The 12,536-nt window shown below is 44.9% G+C and carries 15 protein-coding genes; 1 reads left to right on the forward strand and 14 read right to left on the reverse strand.

The genetic code is table 11. The features are described from left to right. Positions 1-5: 5 nt before the first annotated feature. Entirely contained in the window at positions 6-1,367 is a 1,362-nt protein-coding gene (locus tag G636_RS0106050) for a DUF512 domain-containing protein (RefSeq protein WP_026507316.1), read from the reverse strand. 132 nt (positions 1,368-1,499) lie between these two features. Here G636_RS0106050 and G636_RS0106055 point away from each other — a divergent pair, with 132 nt between their 5' ends. Beyond that, positions 1,500-2,699 carry a ribose-phosphate pyrophosphokinase gene (locus G636_RS0106055; protein WP_026507317.1) on the forward strand — a complete coding sequence of 400 codons (1,200 nt, stop codon included), beginning with the start codon at positions 1,500-1,502 and terminating at the stop codon, positions 2,697-2,699. Between the two features lie 71 nt (positions 2,700-2,770). Here G636_RS0106055 and yfbR read toward each other — a convergent pair whose 3' ends face one another. The 13 genes from yfbR to trmD form a co-directional block, all read right to left on the reverse strand. Next, on the reverse strand, positions 2,771-3,376 hold the full coding sequence (gene yfbR / locus G636_RS0106060) for a 5'-deoxynucleotidase (RefSeq protein ID WP_026507318.1): 606 nt from the start codon (positions 3,374-3,376) through the stop codon (positions 2,771-2,773). A gap of 4 nt (positions 3,377-3,380) precedes the next feature. Then, a complete protein-coding gene (locus tag G636_RS0106065; protein ID WP_026507319.1) occupies positions 3,381-3,776 on the reverse strand; it encodes a YraN family protein in 396 nt (131 codons plus the stop codon). Then, on the reverse strand, positions 3,776-4,060 hold the full coding sequence (locus G636_RS0106070) for an EscU/YscU/HrcU family type III secretion system export apparatus switch protein (protein ID WP_035778949.1): 285 nt from the start codon (positions 4,058-4,060) through the stop codon (positions 3,776-3,778). The genes G636_RS0106065 and G636_RS0106070 overlap by 1 nt, the downstream gene beginning before the upstream one ends. Before the next feature lie 11 nt (positions 4,061-4,071). Further along, positions 4,072-6,015, reverse strand: a complete 1,944-nt coding sequence (gene fliK, locus G636_RS0106075; RefSeq protein WP_026507321.1) for a flagellar hook-length control protein FliK — start codon at positions 6,013-6,015, stop codon at positions 4,072-4,074. A 25-nt stretch (positions 6,016-6,040) separates the two neighbouring features. Beyond that, positions 6,041-6,799: a ribonuclease HII gene (locus tag G636_RS0106080; RefSeq protein ID WP_026507322.1), complete on the reverse strand. Its 759-nt coding sequence runs from the start codon at positions 6,797-6,799 to the stop codon at positions 6,041-6,043. 26 nt (positions 6,800-6,825) lie between these two features. Next, positions 6,826-7,419 carry a signal peptidase I gene (gene lepB, locus G636_RS0106085; RefSeq protein WP_051226594.1) on the reverse strand — a complete coding sequence of 198 codons (594 nt, stop codon included), beginning with the start codon at positions 7,417-7,419 and terminating at the stop codon, positions 6,826-6,828. A gap of 83 nt (positions 7,420-7,502) precedes the next feature. After that, positions 7,503-8,597, reverse strand: a complete 1,095-nt coding sequence (gene ylqF / locus G636_RS0106090; RefSeq protein WP_081668295.1) for a ribosome biogenesis GTPase YlqF — start codon at positions 8,595-8,597, stop codon at positions 7,503-7,505. A gap of 24 nt (positions 8,598-8,621) precedes the next feature. Further along, entirely contained in the window at positions 8,622-9,245 is a 624-nt protein-coding gene (gene lepB / locus G636_RS0106095; protein WP_026507325.1) for a signal peptidase I, read from the reverse strand. Positions 9,246-9,429: 184 nt separating this feature from the next. Further along, complete coding sequence (gene rplS, locus G636_RS0106100; protein ID WP_026507326.1) at positions 9,430-9,774, reverse strand: 50S ribosomal protein L19; 345 nt, start codon at positions 9,772-9,774, stop codon at positions 9,430-9,432. Positions 9,775-9,904: 130 nt separating this feature from the next. Beyond that, positions 9,905-10,303, reverse strand: a complete 399-nt coding sequence (gene cdd / locus G636_RS0106105; protein ID WP_051226627.1) for a cytidine deaminase — start codon at positions 10,301-10,303, stop codon at positions 9,905-9,907. Positions 10,304-10,328: 25 nt separating this feature from the next. Then, positions 10,329-11,111 (reverse strand): uridine phosphorylase, encoded by a 783-nt coding sequence (gene udp / locus G636_RS0106110; RefSeq protein ID WP_026507328.1) that lies wholly within the window; start codon positions 11,109-11,111, stop codon positions 10,329-10,331. Between the two features lie 25 nt (positions 11,112-11,136). Beyond that, the gene (gene rimM / locus G636_RS0106115; protein WP_035778954.1) at positions 11,137-11,658 is read right to left on the reverse strand and encodes a ribosome maturation factor RimM; all 522 of its coding nucleotides are present in this window, start codon (positions 11,656-11,658) and stop codon (positions 11,137-11,139) included. Positions 11,659-11,694: 36 nt separating this feature from the next. Beyond that, positions 11,695-12,504 carry a tRNA (guanosine(37)-N1)-methyltransferase TrmD gene (trmD, locus tag G636_RS0106120; RefSeq protein WP_026507330.1) on the reverse strand — a complete coding sequence of 270 codons (810 nt, stop codon included), beginning with the start codon at positions 12,502-12,504 and terminating at the stop codon, positions 11,695-11,697. Positions 12,505-12,536 lie beyond the last annotated feature (32 nt).

Here is a 12,536-nt window from a genome sequence, read left to right on the forward strand (position 1 = left end):
ACCTGTCATATTCCCAAGAGTCTCCTGACCAGTCCGTCCTCGGAAGAATCAATTATCTCAACGGGAATCTGTAATTCTCTTTCTATATCTTCAACAGTGATATCATCCAGAAGATAATTCTCTCCTGCCCTAAGCACATTGCCGGGGAGAAGGAGCACCTCTCCTGCATCCTCCTGCTTAACCCTGTCTATGATATCCCTTCCTGTGAGAAGACCTGTGACAGTGATCCTCTCACCGAAGAAATGATTTACCACTTCTATCACATTAAAGTCAAGTCCGGGACAAAATTCCATAAGCTTATCAGCCATCTCTTTTACCCAGGGATAAATAAGTCTGCCGGTCACGGAACTGCATTTAAACCTGCGCTCATCAATATGCCTGGCAAATTCCGGATCCTCTTTGTATCTGGCTTTGAGCCTGTCAAGACAGGAATAAAAATCATCCAGCATCAGCCTTACCATGCCCACGCCATTTTCCAGCTGTCCATAGCCGTCATATATCTCAGCACCGGGAATGGGCAGTCCTGCTATCATATACCATTCATCGGAAGCATGGACAAAATGGTCTCCGTATTCCCTGTAGCTCTTCTCCTGCCAGTAGGATATCTCTTCTATGACCTTCCCGGCGTCCTCTTTCTCAAAGGGCTCTAAGGGATACAGGCCTTCCCTGAACCTTGAGAGACCTACAGGCACCACAGAGAGGCTGACCATAGAGGGTCTCATAGCATAGAGGTCCGAAAGGGATCTTCTAAGCTCTGCCCCGTCATTGATACCCTTACAGAGCACTATCTGACCATTAAGCTCCAGACCATTAGCAGGATCACAGAGCCTGTGGAGCTTCTTCAGAGCATCCCCTGCAAAACGGTTGCCCATCATCATGTTCCTAAGCTCAGGATTAGTAGTCTGCACAGACACATTGATAGGAGATAGATGATAACGGATGATACGCTCCAGATCTTCATCTGACATATTGGTGAGAGTCACATAATTCCCCTGGAGAAAAGAAAGCCTGGAATCATCATCCTTAAAATACAGTGTCTCTCTCATACCCGGAGGCATCTGGTCTATAAAACAAAAAATGCATTTATTATGACATGACCTGTAATTGTCCATAAGGCCATTGTCAAAAACAATGCCAAGATCTTCATCCTCATCCTTTTCTATTTCCAAAAGCCAGGGTTCTCCGTCCCTCTTCTGGATAAGAACATTGACCTCTTCATTTTCAGTAAAATACTGATAGTCAAAAATATCCTTTATCTCATTATCATTTATGGCAAGAAGATAATCCCCGACTTCAATGCCAACTTCCTCAGCAATGCTTCCGGGGTTCACTTCTTTTATAAGGTGTCCCTTAATATCTTTTTGCATATATACTGCCTTTATCTTAATTATATCTGCGCATACAAAGTTATTTTAGCATGATTGACCTTGACGCGCCACACAACAGATGATAAAACATAAGAGACTTATTGTAAAAGATTTAAAAAGGAAGGTATCAAAATGCCGGATTTTCACAAATTGGAAGCCACACTGCCTGTAGCTCCACTTCAGCTTGTAGCAATGGATTCAGCTGCAGAACTGGCCAAAGCTGTAGACTCTCATCTTGTAGAATTTCGCCACACCATGCACGAAATGCCTCAGAACGATCCCGCTTTTAATGGATACAAAGAGGATTCCTATCTGGCATGGCCTGAGCTTGACCGCTTCGCCAGCGGAGAAGCCAAGGCAAGATTCAGATTCTCTACAAGAGGTAAGGACTGCTTTATCCTTACAGATATCATGAACTATAACTGTCCTTACAATATGAACGGCTTTACCAATTACAAGTCTCCCGATGATCATTATCAGGATCTTAAGAGAGTCATTGCCATTGCGTCCCGTTCGGCCAAGAGGATCAATGTCATCATGCCTTTCCTTTATGTAGGCCGTCAGCACAGGCGTACTCAGAGGGAATCCCTGGATGCAGCTCTTATGTTCAAGGAGCTCAGCGATATGGGCGTCAAGAACTTCATCACCTTTGATGCTCATGATCCCAGAATATCCAATTCTGCTCCTCTTACAGGTTTTGATAACTTCATGGCAACCTATCAGTTCATGAAGGTCCTGCTCAATAATATAAATGACCTGACTGTGGACAAGGATCACCTTATTGTTATAAGCCCCGATGAAGGTGCTCTGGACAGAGCAGTATACTTTGCAAACGTTCTCGGCGCAGATACAGGTATGTTCTATAAGCGCCGCGATTATGCACATGTTGTTAACGGTTCCAATCCCATCGTAGCCCATGAATTCCTGGGCTCCAATATCCAGGGCAAGGACGTTATCATTGTTGATGATATGATATCTTCAGGTGCATCCATGATCGATACCTCCAGACAGCTCAAGGCTATGGGAGCAGGCAGGGTATTCATCGCATGTACATTCGGTCTCTTTACAGACGGTCTTGATAAATTTGATGACGCTTATGAGAAGAGAGATTTTGATTACATTATCTCCACCAACCTGACCTACCAGCATCCTGATAACGTAAAGCGTCCTTATTATCTCGTGGCAGACATGAGCAGCTTTATTGCTACCATCATTGATTTCTTCAATCATGATTCATCCACCAGCAATATCCTGACTCCTACCTCCAAGATCCACGAGATTGTTCGTCGCTACAACGAAGGCGACCACTCCATCGCAGAACTGGGGCAGTGATCATCATACTGATGTAACTAAAAAAACAGTCCTTAGGCAATAAATCAATTTTTGCCAAAGGACTGTTTTATTTATCCTCTGCTCAGTTCATCTAGTGTCCTGCCGTAAGCAGGCAGGAATTCATTTACAAAATCAAGGACCTCAGGATATTTGGCACAAAGTTCGTTGACTGACTTCCAGGTAGATTCCTTGGCAGTCTTAAACTCCGTATTGCCGCTCCTTTCTTCTTCAATGCATTTGATCAGAGCTGACAGCTTATCTGCAGCCTTTATCAGGCTTCTCATATAAGCCTCTTCCTTGCAGCCACAGCCCTTGTATATCTTCTCATATATGGGGCGCAGGTCATCCGGAAGCCTATCCAGCAGTGTATTCTCCGCTACCTTCTCTACCTCCTTATATGCATCCCTGATACTGCTGTTAAAGTATTTTACGGGCGTAGGCATATCCCCTGTAATGATCTCTGTTGTATCGTGATACAGGCCTATGAGTGCCGCCATATTGGCGTCCAGCTCATGCCCATATCTCACATTAGCCATACTGCAGAGTACATGGGATATCATAGCTACTTCGCAGGAGTGCTCGGAGAGATTCTCAGGCCTTGAATTTCTCATTAGAGCCCATCTCTCTATATATTTCATTCTGGATATTGTGGCAAAGAAATTATAAGTTGAATCCATATTACTATCTCCCCCTCTTTTTCCTTAATGGTATATAATCAAAAGCATTTTTGATCCATTTGATATACAGATCTCCCCTTTGGTCATCTGTTTTCTCCAGTGTCAGCACGTCGAATCTCACCGGAGTATATTCATCAAGACCCTTTTGTATCAAATAATGATCACAGCCTCTTGATATATTGCGCTGCTTCTCATAACCTACAGCTTCAGCTGCGCTTCCATAATGGTCATTTTGTCTGTATTTGACTTCTACAAAGGCTATATAATCCCCGTCCCTTACTATCAGGTCTATCTCGCCTCTTTTGAATCTATAATTCTTCTCAAGGAGCTCTCCGCCTCTGTCCGTGATAAATCGCAACGCTATCTCCTCACCCCTTTGACCGTATAAATGCTTGTTCACTACAGCTTACCCCCGGACTTTGCTTTGATCTTGTCCATTGCATCAACAAATACCAGGATCTCAGCCACAACATTATAGAGCTCAGGAGGTATAGCTTCGCCTATATCAAGCCTTGACAGGGTATCGGCCAGCTTATCGTCCTTGTGAAGGGGGATGTTATTCTCTTTAGCTTCTTCTATGATCCTCTCGGCGATCTTTCCCTTACCTGAAGCAATGACTTTGGGGGCATTATCTTCATTAGGATCGTATCCAAGAGCTATGGCTGTTTTATTCTTATCCGCCATGATTCCTCCATCTATGCTCTCGCATCAAAGCTCGTACTACGTACCAGCTTGCTGTCAGTCTTAAGGCCCAGCATCTCGTCCAAGGCGCTGTTTGAGGGATCCTCATCCCCTGACTTTTTCACTGCAAAGCTGGCATTATAGCCTCTTGCCTTTAGCCTTGCATCCAGTTCATCTATATGGGCCTCTATAAGGTCCATCGCAGCCTCGTCAGCCAGTGTAAAGTTACTGGTGACAGTATCGCCCTTCATCTTCACATAGACGTCTGTAGGACCCAAATGAGCCATATCCAGATGGAGCAGAGCCGATACAGAACCATCCTCGCTGGCGGCATTTTTCCCGCCCGAATATACATAGAGGTCTCCATGAGCCTCATTGCCTGCCATTTTCAGAGGCAATTGCACATATGCCGCCATCTGATTCATCTGATTCATAAAGTCCAGATTCTGCTGCATATTTTGAGAGCCCTTAAAGGATGCCGTATTTTCCAGAGACGAATCCTTAAATAGCTCAGTCAGACGTCTCGCATTGTTTTCCAGACGCCTGTATAGATCATCCACATTTCCCTTTTCCCCCACTTCCTTAGGGGTCAGGGTCCACTGATCGGATATGGTCTCTTTTAGAGCTTTGACAAAAGAATCTGAGTTAAAAAGCCTGTTCCATGCCTTATCAACACCGTCATTTTGATGCAGAGACTGGTCAAAAAGGCGTGAAAGATCATTGATCACATCAGAGGAACTTGTCGGCATTTTTCCCTGCAGCATGCCCTTAAAAACATCTGCCAGAGAAGGATCCTTTAAAAGCTCTCCTGCAAGCTCTCGAAATTCCGGGCTCCCAACAAGGCTCTTTATAGCCTGATTACCTGCATTCTTGTCAGCGCTGTTAGTATCTGATATCCCCGATAACAGATCCCGTATCAATCTGTCAGCTTGAAGGGGGCCCTCTGATCCTTTACCCTCAGCTCCTGCAGATAGATTCTTTTGTCCGGCAAGGGCTTCTTCTCCTTTTATTTCCCCCGCGCCTTGTCCATTGTCTGCAGCTTCGCCCTTTAACAGGATTTTTTCTGACCCACTTTCGCTATTTATGCCCTCTCCTATATCTATGACACCTGCTTTGGCTTCTTGCAGGGCTTCTTCACCTTTAGCAGCTGCTGCAGCTGATGCGTCATCCCCTGCTATACCTGCTCTCCCTTCCTGTGCCCGGGGCTCGCCCTTTACAGCGCTCATAAGCTGTCCCTCATCAGCTCCCTCTTCTGCCCCTTCTCCAAACAGCCTTATGATATCTCCCATGAGCTCCAAAGCGCCATCCTGATCTCCTGCGGACGTAAGGCTCTGATAAACCTCAGGAATACCATCTGCTATCTCATGCATTCCTGATATTATCTGGTGTTCATAATTGCTGTAATTAGTGAACTGCTGTATATTGGTTTCATTTATGGGAATCTCATTACTGGTCATCCTCACCAGCACAGAAGGACTGGCTAAAGGGTATGAATCCAGGGTCCTGGCCATATCAAGGAGCGCATTCCTGTCTATGCCCATACCCTCCTTCATCATACTGCCCACCATTTCCCTAAGCTTGTCAGTAATAGCCAGCCCTGCAGCCATGAGAGCCTTGTCTGTTGTAGCTGTAAGAGCAGCTGTATTCTCATATAAGGGGGATAATGTGACTTGTCCTGAAGATGCGCTTCTCACTGTAAAGAGGATATTCTGTCCCTTGGAAATATCCATAGAATTGGACAACCTGGCATCCAGCATATTGCCGCCGCCCATATCTACCCTTGCATTTCTGCTGCCATCGGAATTACTTGTCAGATCCACGATTCTGCCGCTTACGCTGTCGCCTGCTTTTAGTGAAGAGGCAACATCCTTTGACGCACGTGCCCCGGCCTGCTGATCATTAACCCCAATGGGCTCTCTGATTTTGAAACCCTGATTTATACTCAGATCACTGACCATACGGACACTCCCGGAATATAAGCTATCACACAAAGTTACCTATAAAGGATCTCCTATGGATCCTTGAAGGCCCTATCTCTTTGAGCGCCTTAATGTGCTCAGCGCTTCCATAGCCCTTGTTTCTGGCAAAGCCGTATCCGGGATACTCTTTATCCATCTCCGCCATATAACGGTCTCTTGTTACCTTGGCCATGATGCTGGCTGCCGCAATGGATATACTCTTGGCATCTCCCTTGATGATAGATACCTGCTCATAGTCCTCAAGCTGAGGCACATGAACAGCATCCATAAGCAGGATCCCCGGCTTTACTTTAAGGCTACCCACAGCCTCTGCCATAGCCTCATAATCTGCCTGCAAGATATTGATCTCGTCTATCCTGTCATTATCAGCAAAGGCTACAGCCCAGGCCACAGCCTTCTCCCCTATCAGTTCATAGAGCTCTTCTCTCTTTTTTTCGGATAATTGCTTGGAATCATTCAGATAGAGGATGTCACAGTCAGCAGGCAGTATCACTGCGCCTGCACACACAGGGCCTGCCAGCGGGCCTCTGCCCACCTCATCTACGCCGCAGATATAGCCCCTATCAGCATAGAGCTTTTCAAAATGCTTCATCTCCTCAATCCTTAAAAGCTCCTTTTGATAAGCATCCCTTCTTTTGATAGCTCTTTTTACCAGGCTTTGTACACCGCTTCTCTCATCATTTGAATAGCTGTCTATAAAGAGATCCAGCCCTGTATCCGGGCTGGATGCAAATTTTGCTTTGATTGATGTGATACTTTCCATTTACTTACCGGTCCCCCTGCTCTTGTTTATTTCTTAAGTAGTCCAAAGGATGAGAAGGGGAATATCCTGACAACAGCCTTACCAACCAGCTCGTCTCTCTTGATATTACCCACCTCCGGATATCTGGAATCCAGAGAATCGTTCCTGTTGTCTCCCATTACAAAATATTCGTCTTCTCCCAGAGTGATCTCCGAAGAAGCCAGGCCTGCATTTACTATTACTTCTCTGCCATAGCTCTCATTCAATACGATACCGTTTATATATATATTACCTTCCGGATCAATATACACAGTCTCACCGGGCAGTCCTATGACTCTCTTGATAAAATACGAATCCTGCCCGGTCCTCATATCAACATGAGGAAATACTACAATATCAAACCTTTCGGGCTCACCTATAATGTAGGATATCTTGGATACTATCAGAGAATCGCCGTCCTGCAAGGTATTGAGCATCGAATTGCCCAGTACATCCGTCCTTTGGGCAACAAAGGTCATAAAGAGTATCATTATCACTATCACTGATACAAAGTACAAAACAGTGCTGATAAGCTCTTTTATAAAATGTCTGAGTTTTGATTCACTCTTATCTTCGCAGCTTTCTATTATTCTGTCTTCCATATCTCGCACAACCCCCTGAATAAGGAAATTATTATACTGAGTAGTCATCAATAAGCCATGAAACGAAAGGATCCATGTCCCTTCTATAAGCCATCGTCATGCATAGGTTCTTCCAGACTGATCCTGCCCAGTCTCCCGCTCCTGAAATCATCGATTATCAGATCGGAAGCTCTGGCATAATCATACTTTGAGCCCGGCAGCAGAAGATTTCTCCTGGCTGCTACAGCAGCAATGATACCCGCTTCCCTGGCCATAAGATGATCCTCTTCTATAGCTCTATCAATATCTTCGTCATTAATATTATACGTCTTATATATATTGGCTGCATAGTTCTTTTCCAGATCCTTTAACAGACCAATGCAGAGTTCGCCGATATCCAGTATGTTATCATTGATAGAGCCTGTCATAGCCAGGTGATTGCCTACTCTCTGATCCTCAAACTTGGGCCAGAGTATACCGGGAGTATCCAAAAGCTGTATCTCCTGTCCCAGCATGATCCACTGCTTACCTTTGGTAACACCGGGCTTATTACCTGTCTTGGCTGCATTCTTACCAGTCAGATGGTTGATAAAGGTGGACTTGCCCACATTTGGGATACCTGCCACCATGGCCCTGATAGGCCTACCTATAATGCCTCTGGCCCTATCTCTGTCTATTTTCTCTTTGCAGGCAAGTGTCATCAGGTTCTTTACATCCTTCATTCCCTTAAAATTCCTGGAATCCAGCTCAATGGCATATATGCCCTTAGACTTATAATATTCGATCCATTTATCTGTAATGGATTTATCAGCCAGGTCAGCCTTATTGAGGATCACCAGCCTGAATTTATCCTTACCCAGCTCATCTATATCAGGGTTTCTACTGGAAGAAGGGATTCTGGCGTCTGTGATCTCCACAATGATATCCACCAGGCTGATATTTTCCTTCATCATTCGAACTGCCTTGGTCATGTGACCGGGATACCAGTTAATGCTGCTCTTTTCAGTATTCTTATCGGAGGCATCTGTATTTTCAGTCTTGCCGGCTTTCTTGTTTATCTTTTTATTAACCTGGGCATTATTTTTGCCGGAATTCTTTATAGCTGCCTGCTTATTAAACTTATTCGAAGCCTTTGCTCCATTTACCGCAGATGCTTTTTTACCGGGCCCGGCCCCGCTTTTATTCTTCTTATTATCCATTCTCATATATCTGATCCCTTACCGTCATTCGTCCCCTTCGGGATAGGAACTGCCTATAAATCCATGCTCGCCGCCGCCATAATAATACCAGCAGCTTCCCAGTATATATTCACTCTTTACGATACCTATATCGGCACTTCTGCTGTCTTCAGAAGCGTTTCTGTTATCTCCAAGTACAAAAAATTCACCGTTTCCAAGTTTCACAGAACTGGATGCAATACCGGCATCCACCATCTCATCAAAGCTCTCTGAATCCCTGACAACCTCAGCACCGTTTATGTATAAAGCCCCGTCAATGATCTGAACACTATCTCCGGGGACACCCACTACTCTCTTGATATAGTAATGAAGATTAGTATTGCCGTTTGGCAAAAAGGCTATGATGCTGCCTCTTGATGGCCCTGACAGTCCTGTAGTAACGCGATTGACAAGCACCGTTTGTCCCGAGGATATGGTGGGCTCCATGGAATCTCCCACATTCTGCACGCTTTTGCCAAAGCCCATGGACAAAAGGTAGGCTATTGCGACCGCACATACAGTATAAAATACAAAAGACAAAATCTCTCTTATAAGCTCAGGTGTGATGATCTTCTTCTCATCGCCATAAACAAGGTGAAACTCTTTTCTTGATCTTCTTCTCCTGCCCATACCTTCTTATACCCTCACTCCACACTAGTTTGCACTTCAATGTCATGGATATACGGATATATCCTAACATGTTCTGAAGTGCATGGATGCACTTCAATGTAATGTAAAAAGAAAGGCAACTGTCGCAGAACTCATAAGTCTTTGACAATTGCCTATACTTCTCGTATCGATTAAAGAATTAAGATTATCTAGCTTCCTTAACCTTAGCCTTCTTGCCGGTGAGACCAACAAGATAGTTGAGCTTAGCACGTCTTACACGGCCTCTGCGAACAACCTCAACCTTCTCGATGAGAGGGGAGTGGATGGGCCATGTCTTCTCTACGCCTACGCCGTAAGCAATCTTACGAACTGTAAATGTAGCACGGTTGGAACCGCCCTGGATCTTCTTAACTGTGCCTTCGAACATCTGAGTTCTTGTGCGCTCGCCCTCAACGATCTTAGCGTATACTCTGATAGTATCACCTGTGTTGAACTGAGGAACGTTCTCGTTAAGCTGTGCCTTTTCGATTTCTTCAATAATTGTGCTCATGGTATTTCTCCTTCTTCTGAGACGTTCTATAATGCCATACACGCTTCCACTCTGGGATCAGCAGCAACAGAGGACCGTCCGGTTTTTGACAACTGTCATATGATAACATGAATATCAAATATCGTCAAGTTTACAGATTCTCAGGTCCAAAGCTTTCAGGCAAAAGCTCAGAAAGTGTATAGACCTTAATATTGCCTTCTTTGTCATGCAATACAATCTTGAAATCAGGTCCGCAGAATTCCCTTATCACCTGCCTGCATATTCCGCAGGGAGGGGCAGGTACTGTGATCAGATCACCTATTCCTTCCTCTCTTCCGGCAGCAATGGCAATGGCTTCAAATTCCCGCTCGCCCTCTGATATAGCCTTAAAGAGGGCTGTTCTCTCGGCACAATTTGTTGCGCCATAGGATGAATTTTCAATATTGCAGCCTGTATATACATATCCTTCATTTGTAAGAAGGGCTGCACCTACATGAAAATGAGAATAGGGCACATAGCTTTTGTATCTCATATCCATAGCAGTCTGCATCAGCTTAAAATAATCCTTCAAAATATCACGCTCCCTTATGCTCAGCCTTTATCAGTATCCTGATAGCTTCTACAGCTGTCTCTATAGCCTTGCCTGTATCATGTACCTGGGGATTAGGAAGCCCGAGCTTTGCTCTCTCCTGATTGGCCACTGTAAGGAGTACCGTGCTGCAGCGTACTTTTAGTGCTGCAGCCACTGTATATAGGGCCGCAGATTCCATTTCACTTCCCAGTACCCCCAGTCTCATCCAGGCTTTCCATTTATTCTCAAGCTCATAGCTTACAGGCTTCTTTTCAGGTTCATGCTGTCCGTAGAAGGAATCCTTGCATTCAACCACACCCACATGATAAGGATACTCCTTGGCCTCAGCTGCCTCTACCAGGGCCTTGGTCACTGCAAAATCAGCCACAGCAGGAAATTCTATAGGCGCATACTCCTTGCTGGTTCCTTCCATCCTGACAGCTCCGGAAGCGATGATAATATCTCCTCCCAGCACATTGGTCTGCATACCGCCGCAGGTGCCCACTCTTATAAAGGTCTTGGCACCACATCTGACCAGCTCTTCCATGGCAATGGATGCGGAAGGGCCGCCTATGCCTGTACTGGTCACACTGACCTTGTGTCCTAAAAGACTGCCTGTATAGGTTGTAAATTCTCTATTCTCCGCAACCTTCTCGGCAGCATCCAGATAGCTTGCTATCTTTTCGCATCTACCGGGATCACCGGGGAGAATCACATACTCTCCTACGTTGTCAGGACTTGTATGTATATGATACTGAATACCTGCTCCTTCTGTGTAATCTACCATGCTTTCCTCCAATCCTTAATCTGTTTTAGTCCATGAGGCCTTTCATCACATGTATTTTCATAGTATTGCTGTCAAGATCAACATCCAGTACACATTCCTTGATAGAAGGGATCATGACATTGGGACCGCCATCTATCCTCTTCATCTCATATACATCATTGGCACCCGTCTGGATCACCTCCACCAGGGTACCAAGCTTATTTCCATCTTCATCCACTATATCAAGGCCGTACATATCAGGCACATAATGCTCACCCGGCAGGAGTTCTATAGCATCCTTTCTGGGAACAGTAAGGCTGTTTCCTCTAAAGCGCTCCACTTCATTGATATCGTTATATTCTTTGAATTTAAGTATTACAAATTTCTTGGTAAATGCTACTCTCTCAATGTGAAGGACCACACTTCCTTCACGCTCACTCTCCATAGTGATCTCTTTTAGCTTTTTAAAGCGCTGAGGATCTTCCGTTGTTGGAAATACGTTGACCTCTCCTTTTAATCCATGAGTTGAAGCTATTACTCCCACCTGAAATTTTTCAGTATATGGCATATATATCTCCCATTATATTTACATACATGCTTGGCGTTAATTTTCTTTATCTTCAGGACATCTGTTTTCATCAGTCACAATATCAGAGCTTACAGTATTATCTCGGCTTTTTTTCCTTTTTCTTTTAGCCTTTGGAGGCTTTGGCGGATGCGCCTTCATATATGCTTCATAAAGGTCAGGTCTGCGAAGCCTGGTGCGCTCAATAGCCTGTTCCAGGCGCCATTCATCCACCTTTTGATGATTACCGGATAATAGTATAGCCGGCACCTTCTTACCCATCCATTCTTCGGGACGAGAATATTGAGGATACTCAAGAAGTCCATCATTAAAGGACTCTGTCTCAGCAGACACGTCATTACTAAGTACACCCGGGACCAGTCTGGATATGCAATCTATCATGACCATGGCGGGAAGCTCTCCTCCCGTCAGCACATAGTCACCTATAGACACATAATCTGTTACAGTCTCCTCCAGTGCTCTCTCATCTATCCCTTCATAATGCCCGCAGAGGAATATCAGGTCTTCTTCCCTGGACAATTCCTCAGCCATAGCCTGATCAAACACTCTTCCCTGGGGTGTGACATATATGACTCTAGGCGATGCTAAGCTGCACATACCTTTGGCTGCCATAACACAGTCATATACAGGCTGAGCCTGCATGAGCATGCCAGCTCCGCCGCCGTAGGTATAATCGTCTACCCTGCGATGCCTTTGATCAAGGGAATAATCACGGATATTAAGCCCGGTGAGGCTGATCAACCCCTTTTCCATAGCTCTTCCCAATATGGAATTATCAAGTCCCTGACTGATCATCTCGGGAAAAAGAGAACACACATAATAGTTCATATAAAGCCTCCTAGTTGCTGCGAATAAAATAT

It is taken from the genome of Butyrivibrio sp. MC2013 (assembly GCF_000424585.1).
Classification (GTDB): domain Bacteria; phylum Bacillota; class Clostridia; order Lachnospirales; family Lachnospiraceae; genus Butyrivibrio.

Bases quoted from the DNA above. Each gene is read 5' to 3' on its own strand.
- rplS (WP_026507326.1), bottom strand. From the start codon at position 9,774: ATGAGCACAATTATTGAAGAAATCGAAAAGGCACAGCTTAACGAGAAC.
- G636_RS0106080 (WP_026507322.1), bottom strand. From the start codon at position 6,799: ATGGAAAGTATCACATCAATCAAAGCAAAATTTGCATCCAGCCCGGAT.
- yfbR (WP_026507318.1), bottom strand. From the start codon at position 3,376: ATGGATTCAACTTATAATTTCTTTGCCACAATATCCAGAATGAAATAT.
- G636_RS0106050 (WP_026507316.1), bottom strand. From the start codon at position 1,367: ATGCAAAAAGATATTAAGGGACACCTTATAAAAGAAGTGAACCCCGGA.
- rimM (WP_035778954.1), bottom strand. From the start codon at position 11,658: ATGCCATATACTGAAAAATTTCAGGTGGGAGTAATAGCTTCAACTCAT.
- ylqF (WP_081668295.1), bottom strand. From the start codon at position 8,597: ATGGATAATAAGAAGAATAAAAGCGGGGCCGGGCCCGGTAAAAAAGCA.
- G636_RS0106055 (WP_026507317.1), top strand. From the start codon at position 1,500: ATGCCGGATTTTCACAAATTGGAAGCCACACTGCCTGTAGCTCCACTT.
- G636_RS0106070 (WP_035778949.1), bottom strand. From the start codon at position 4,060: ATGGCGGATAAGAATAAAACAGCCATAGCTCTTGGATACGATCCTAAT.
- udp (WP_026507328.1), bottom strand. From the start codon at position 11,111: ATGGTAGATTACACAGAAGGAGCAGGTATTCAGTATCATATACATACA.
- lepB (WP_051226594.1), bottom strand. From the start codon at position 7,419: ATGGAAGACAGAATAATAGAAAGCTGCGAAGATAAGAGTGAATCAAAA.
- lepB (WP_026507325.1), bottom strand. From the start codon at position 9,245: ATGGGCAGGAGAAGAAGATCAAGAAAAGAGTTTCACCTTGTTTATGGC.
- cdd (WP_051226627.1), bottom strand. From the start codon at position 10,303: ATGCAGACTGCTATGGATATGAGATACAAAAGCTATGTGCCCTATTCT.
- trmD (WP_026507330.1), bottom strand. From the start codon at position 12,504: ATGAACTATTATGTGTGTTCTCTTTTTCCCGAGATGATCAGTCAGGGA.
- fliK (WP_026507321.1), bottom strand. From the start codon at position 6,015: ATGGTCAGTGATCTGAGTATAAATCAGGGTTTCAAAATCAGAGAGCCC.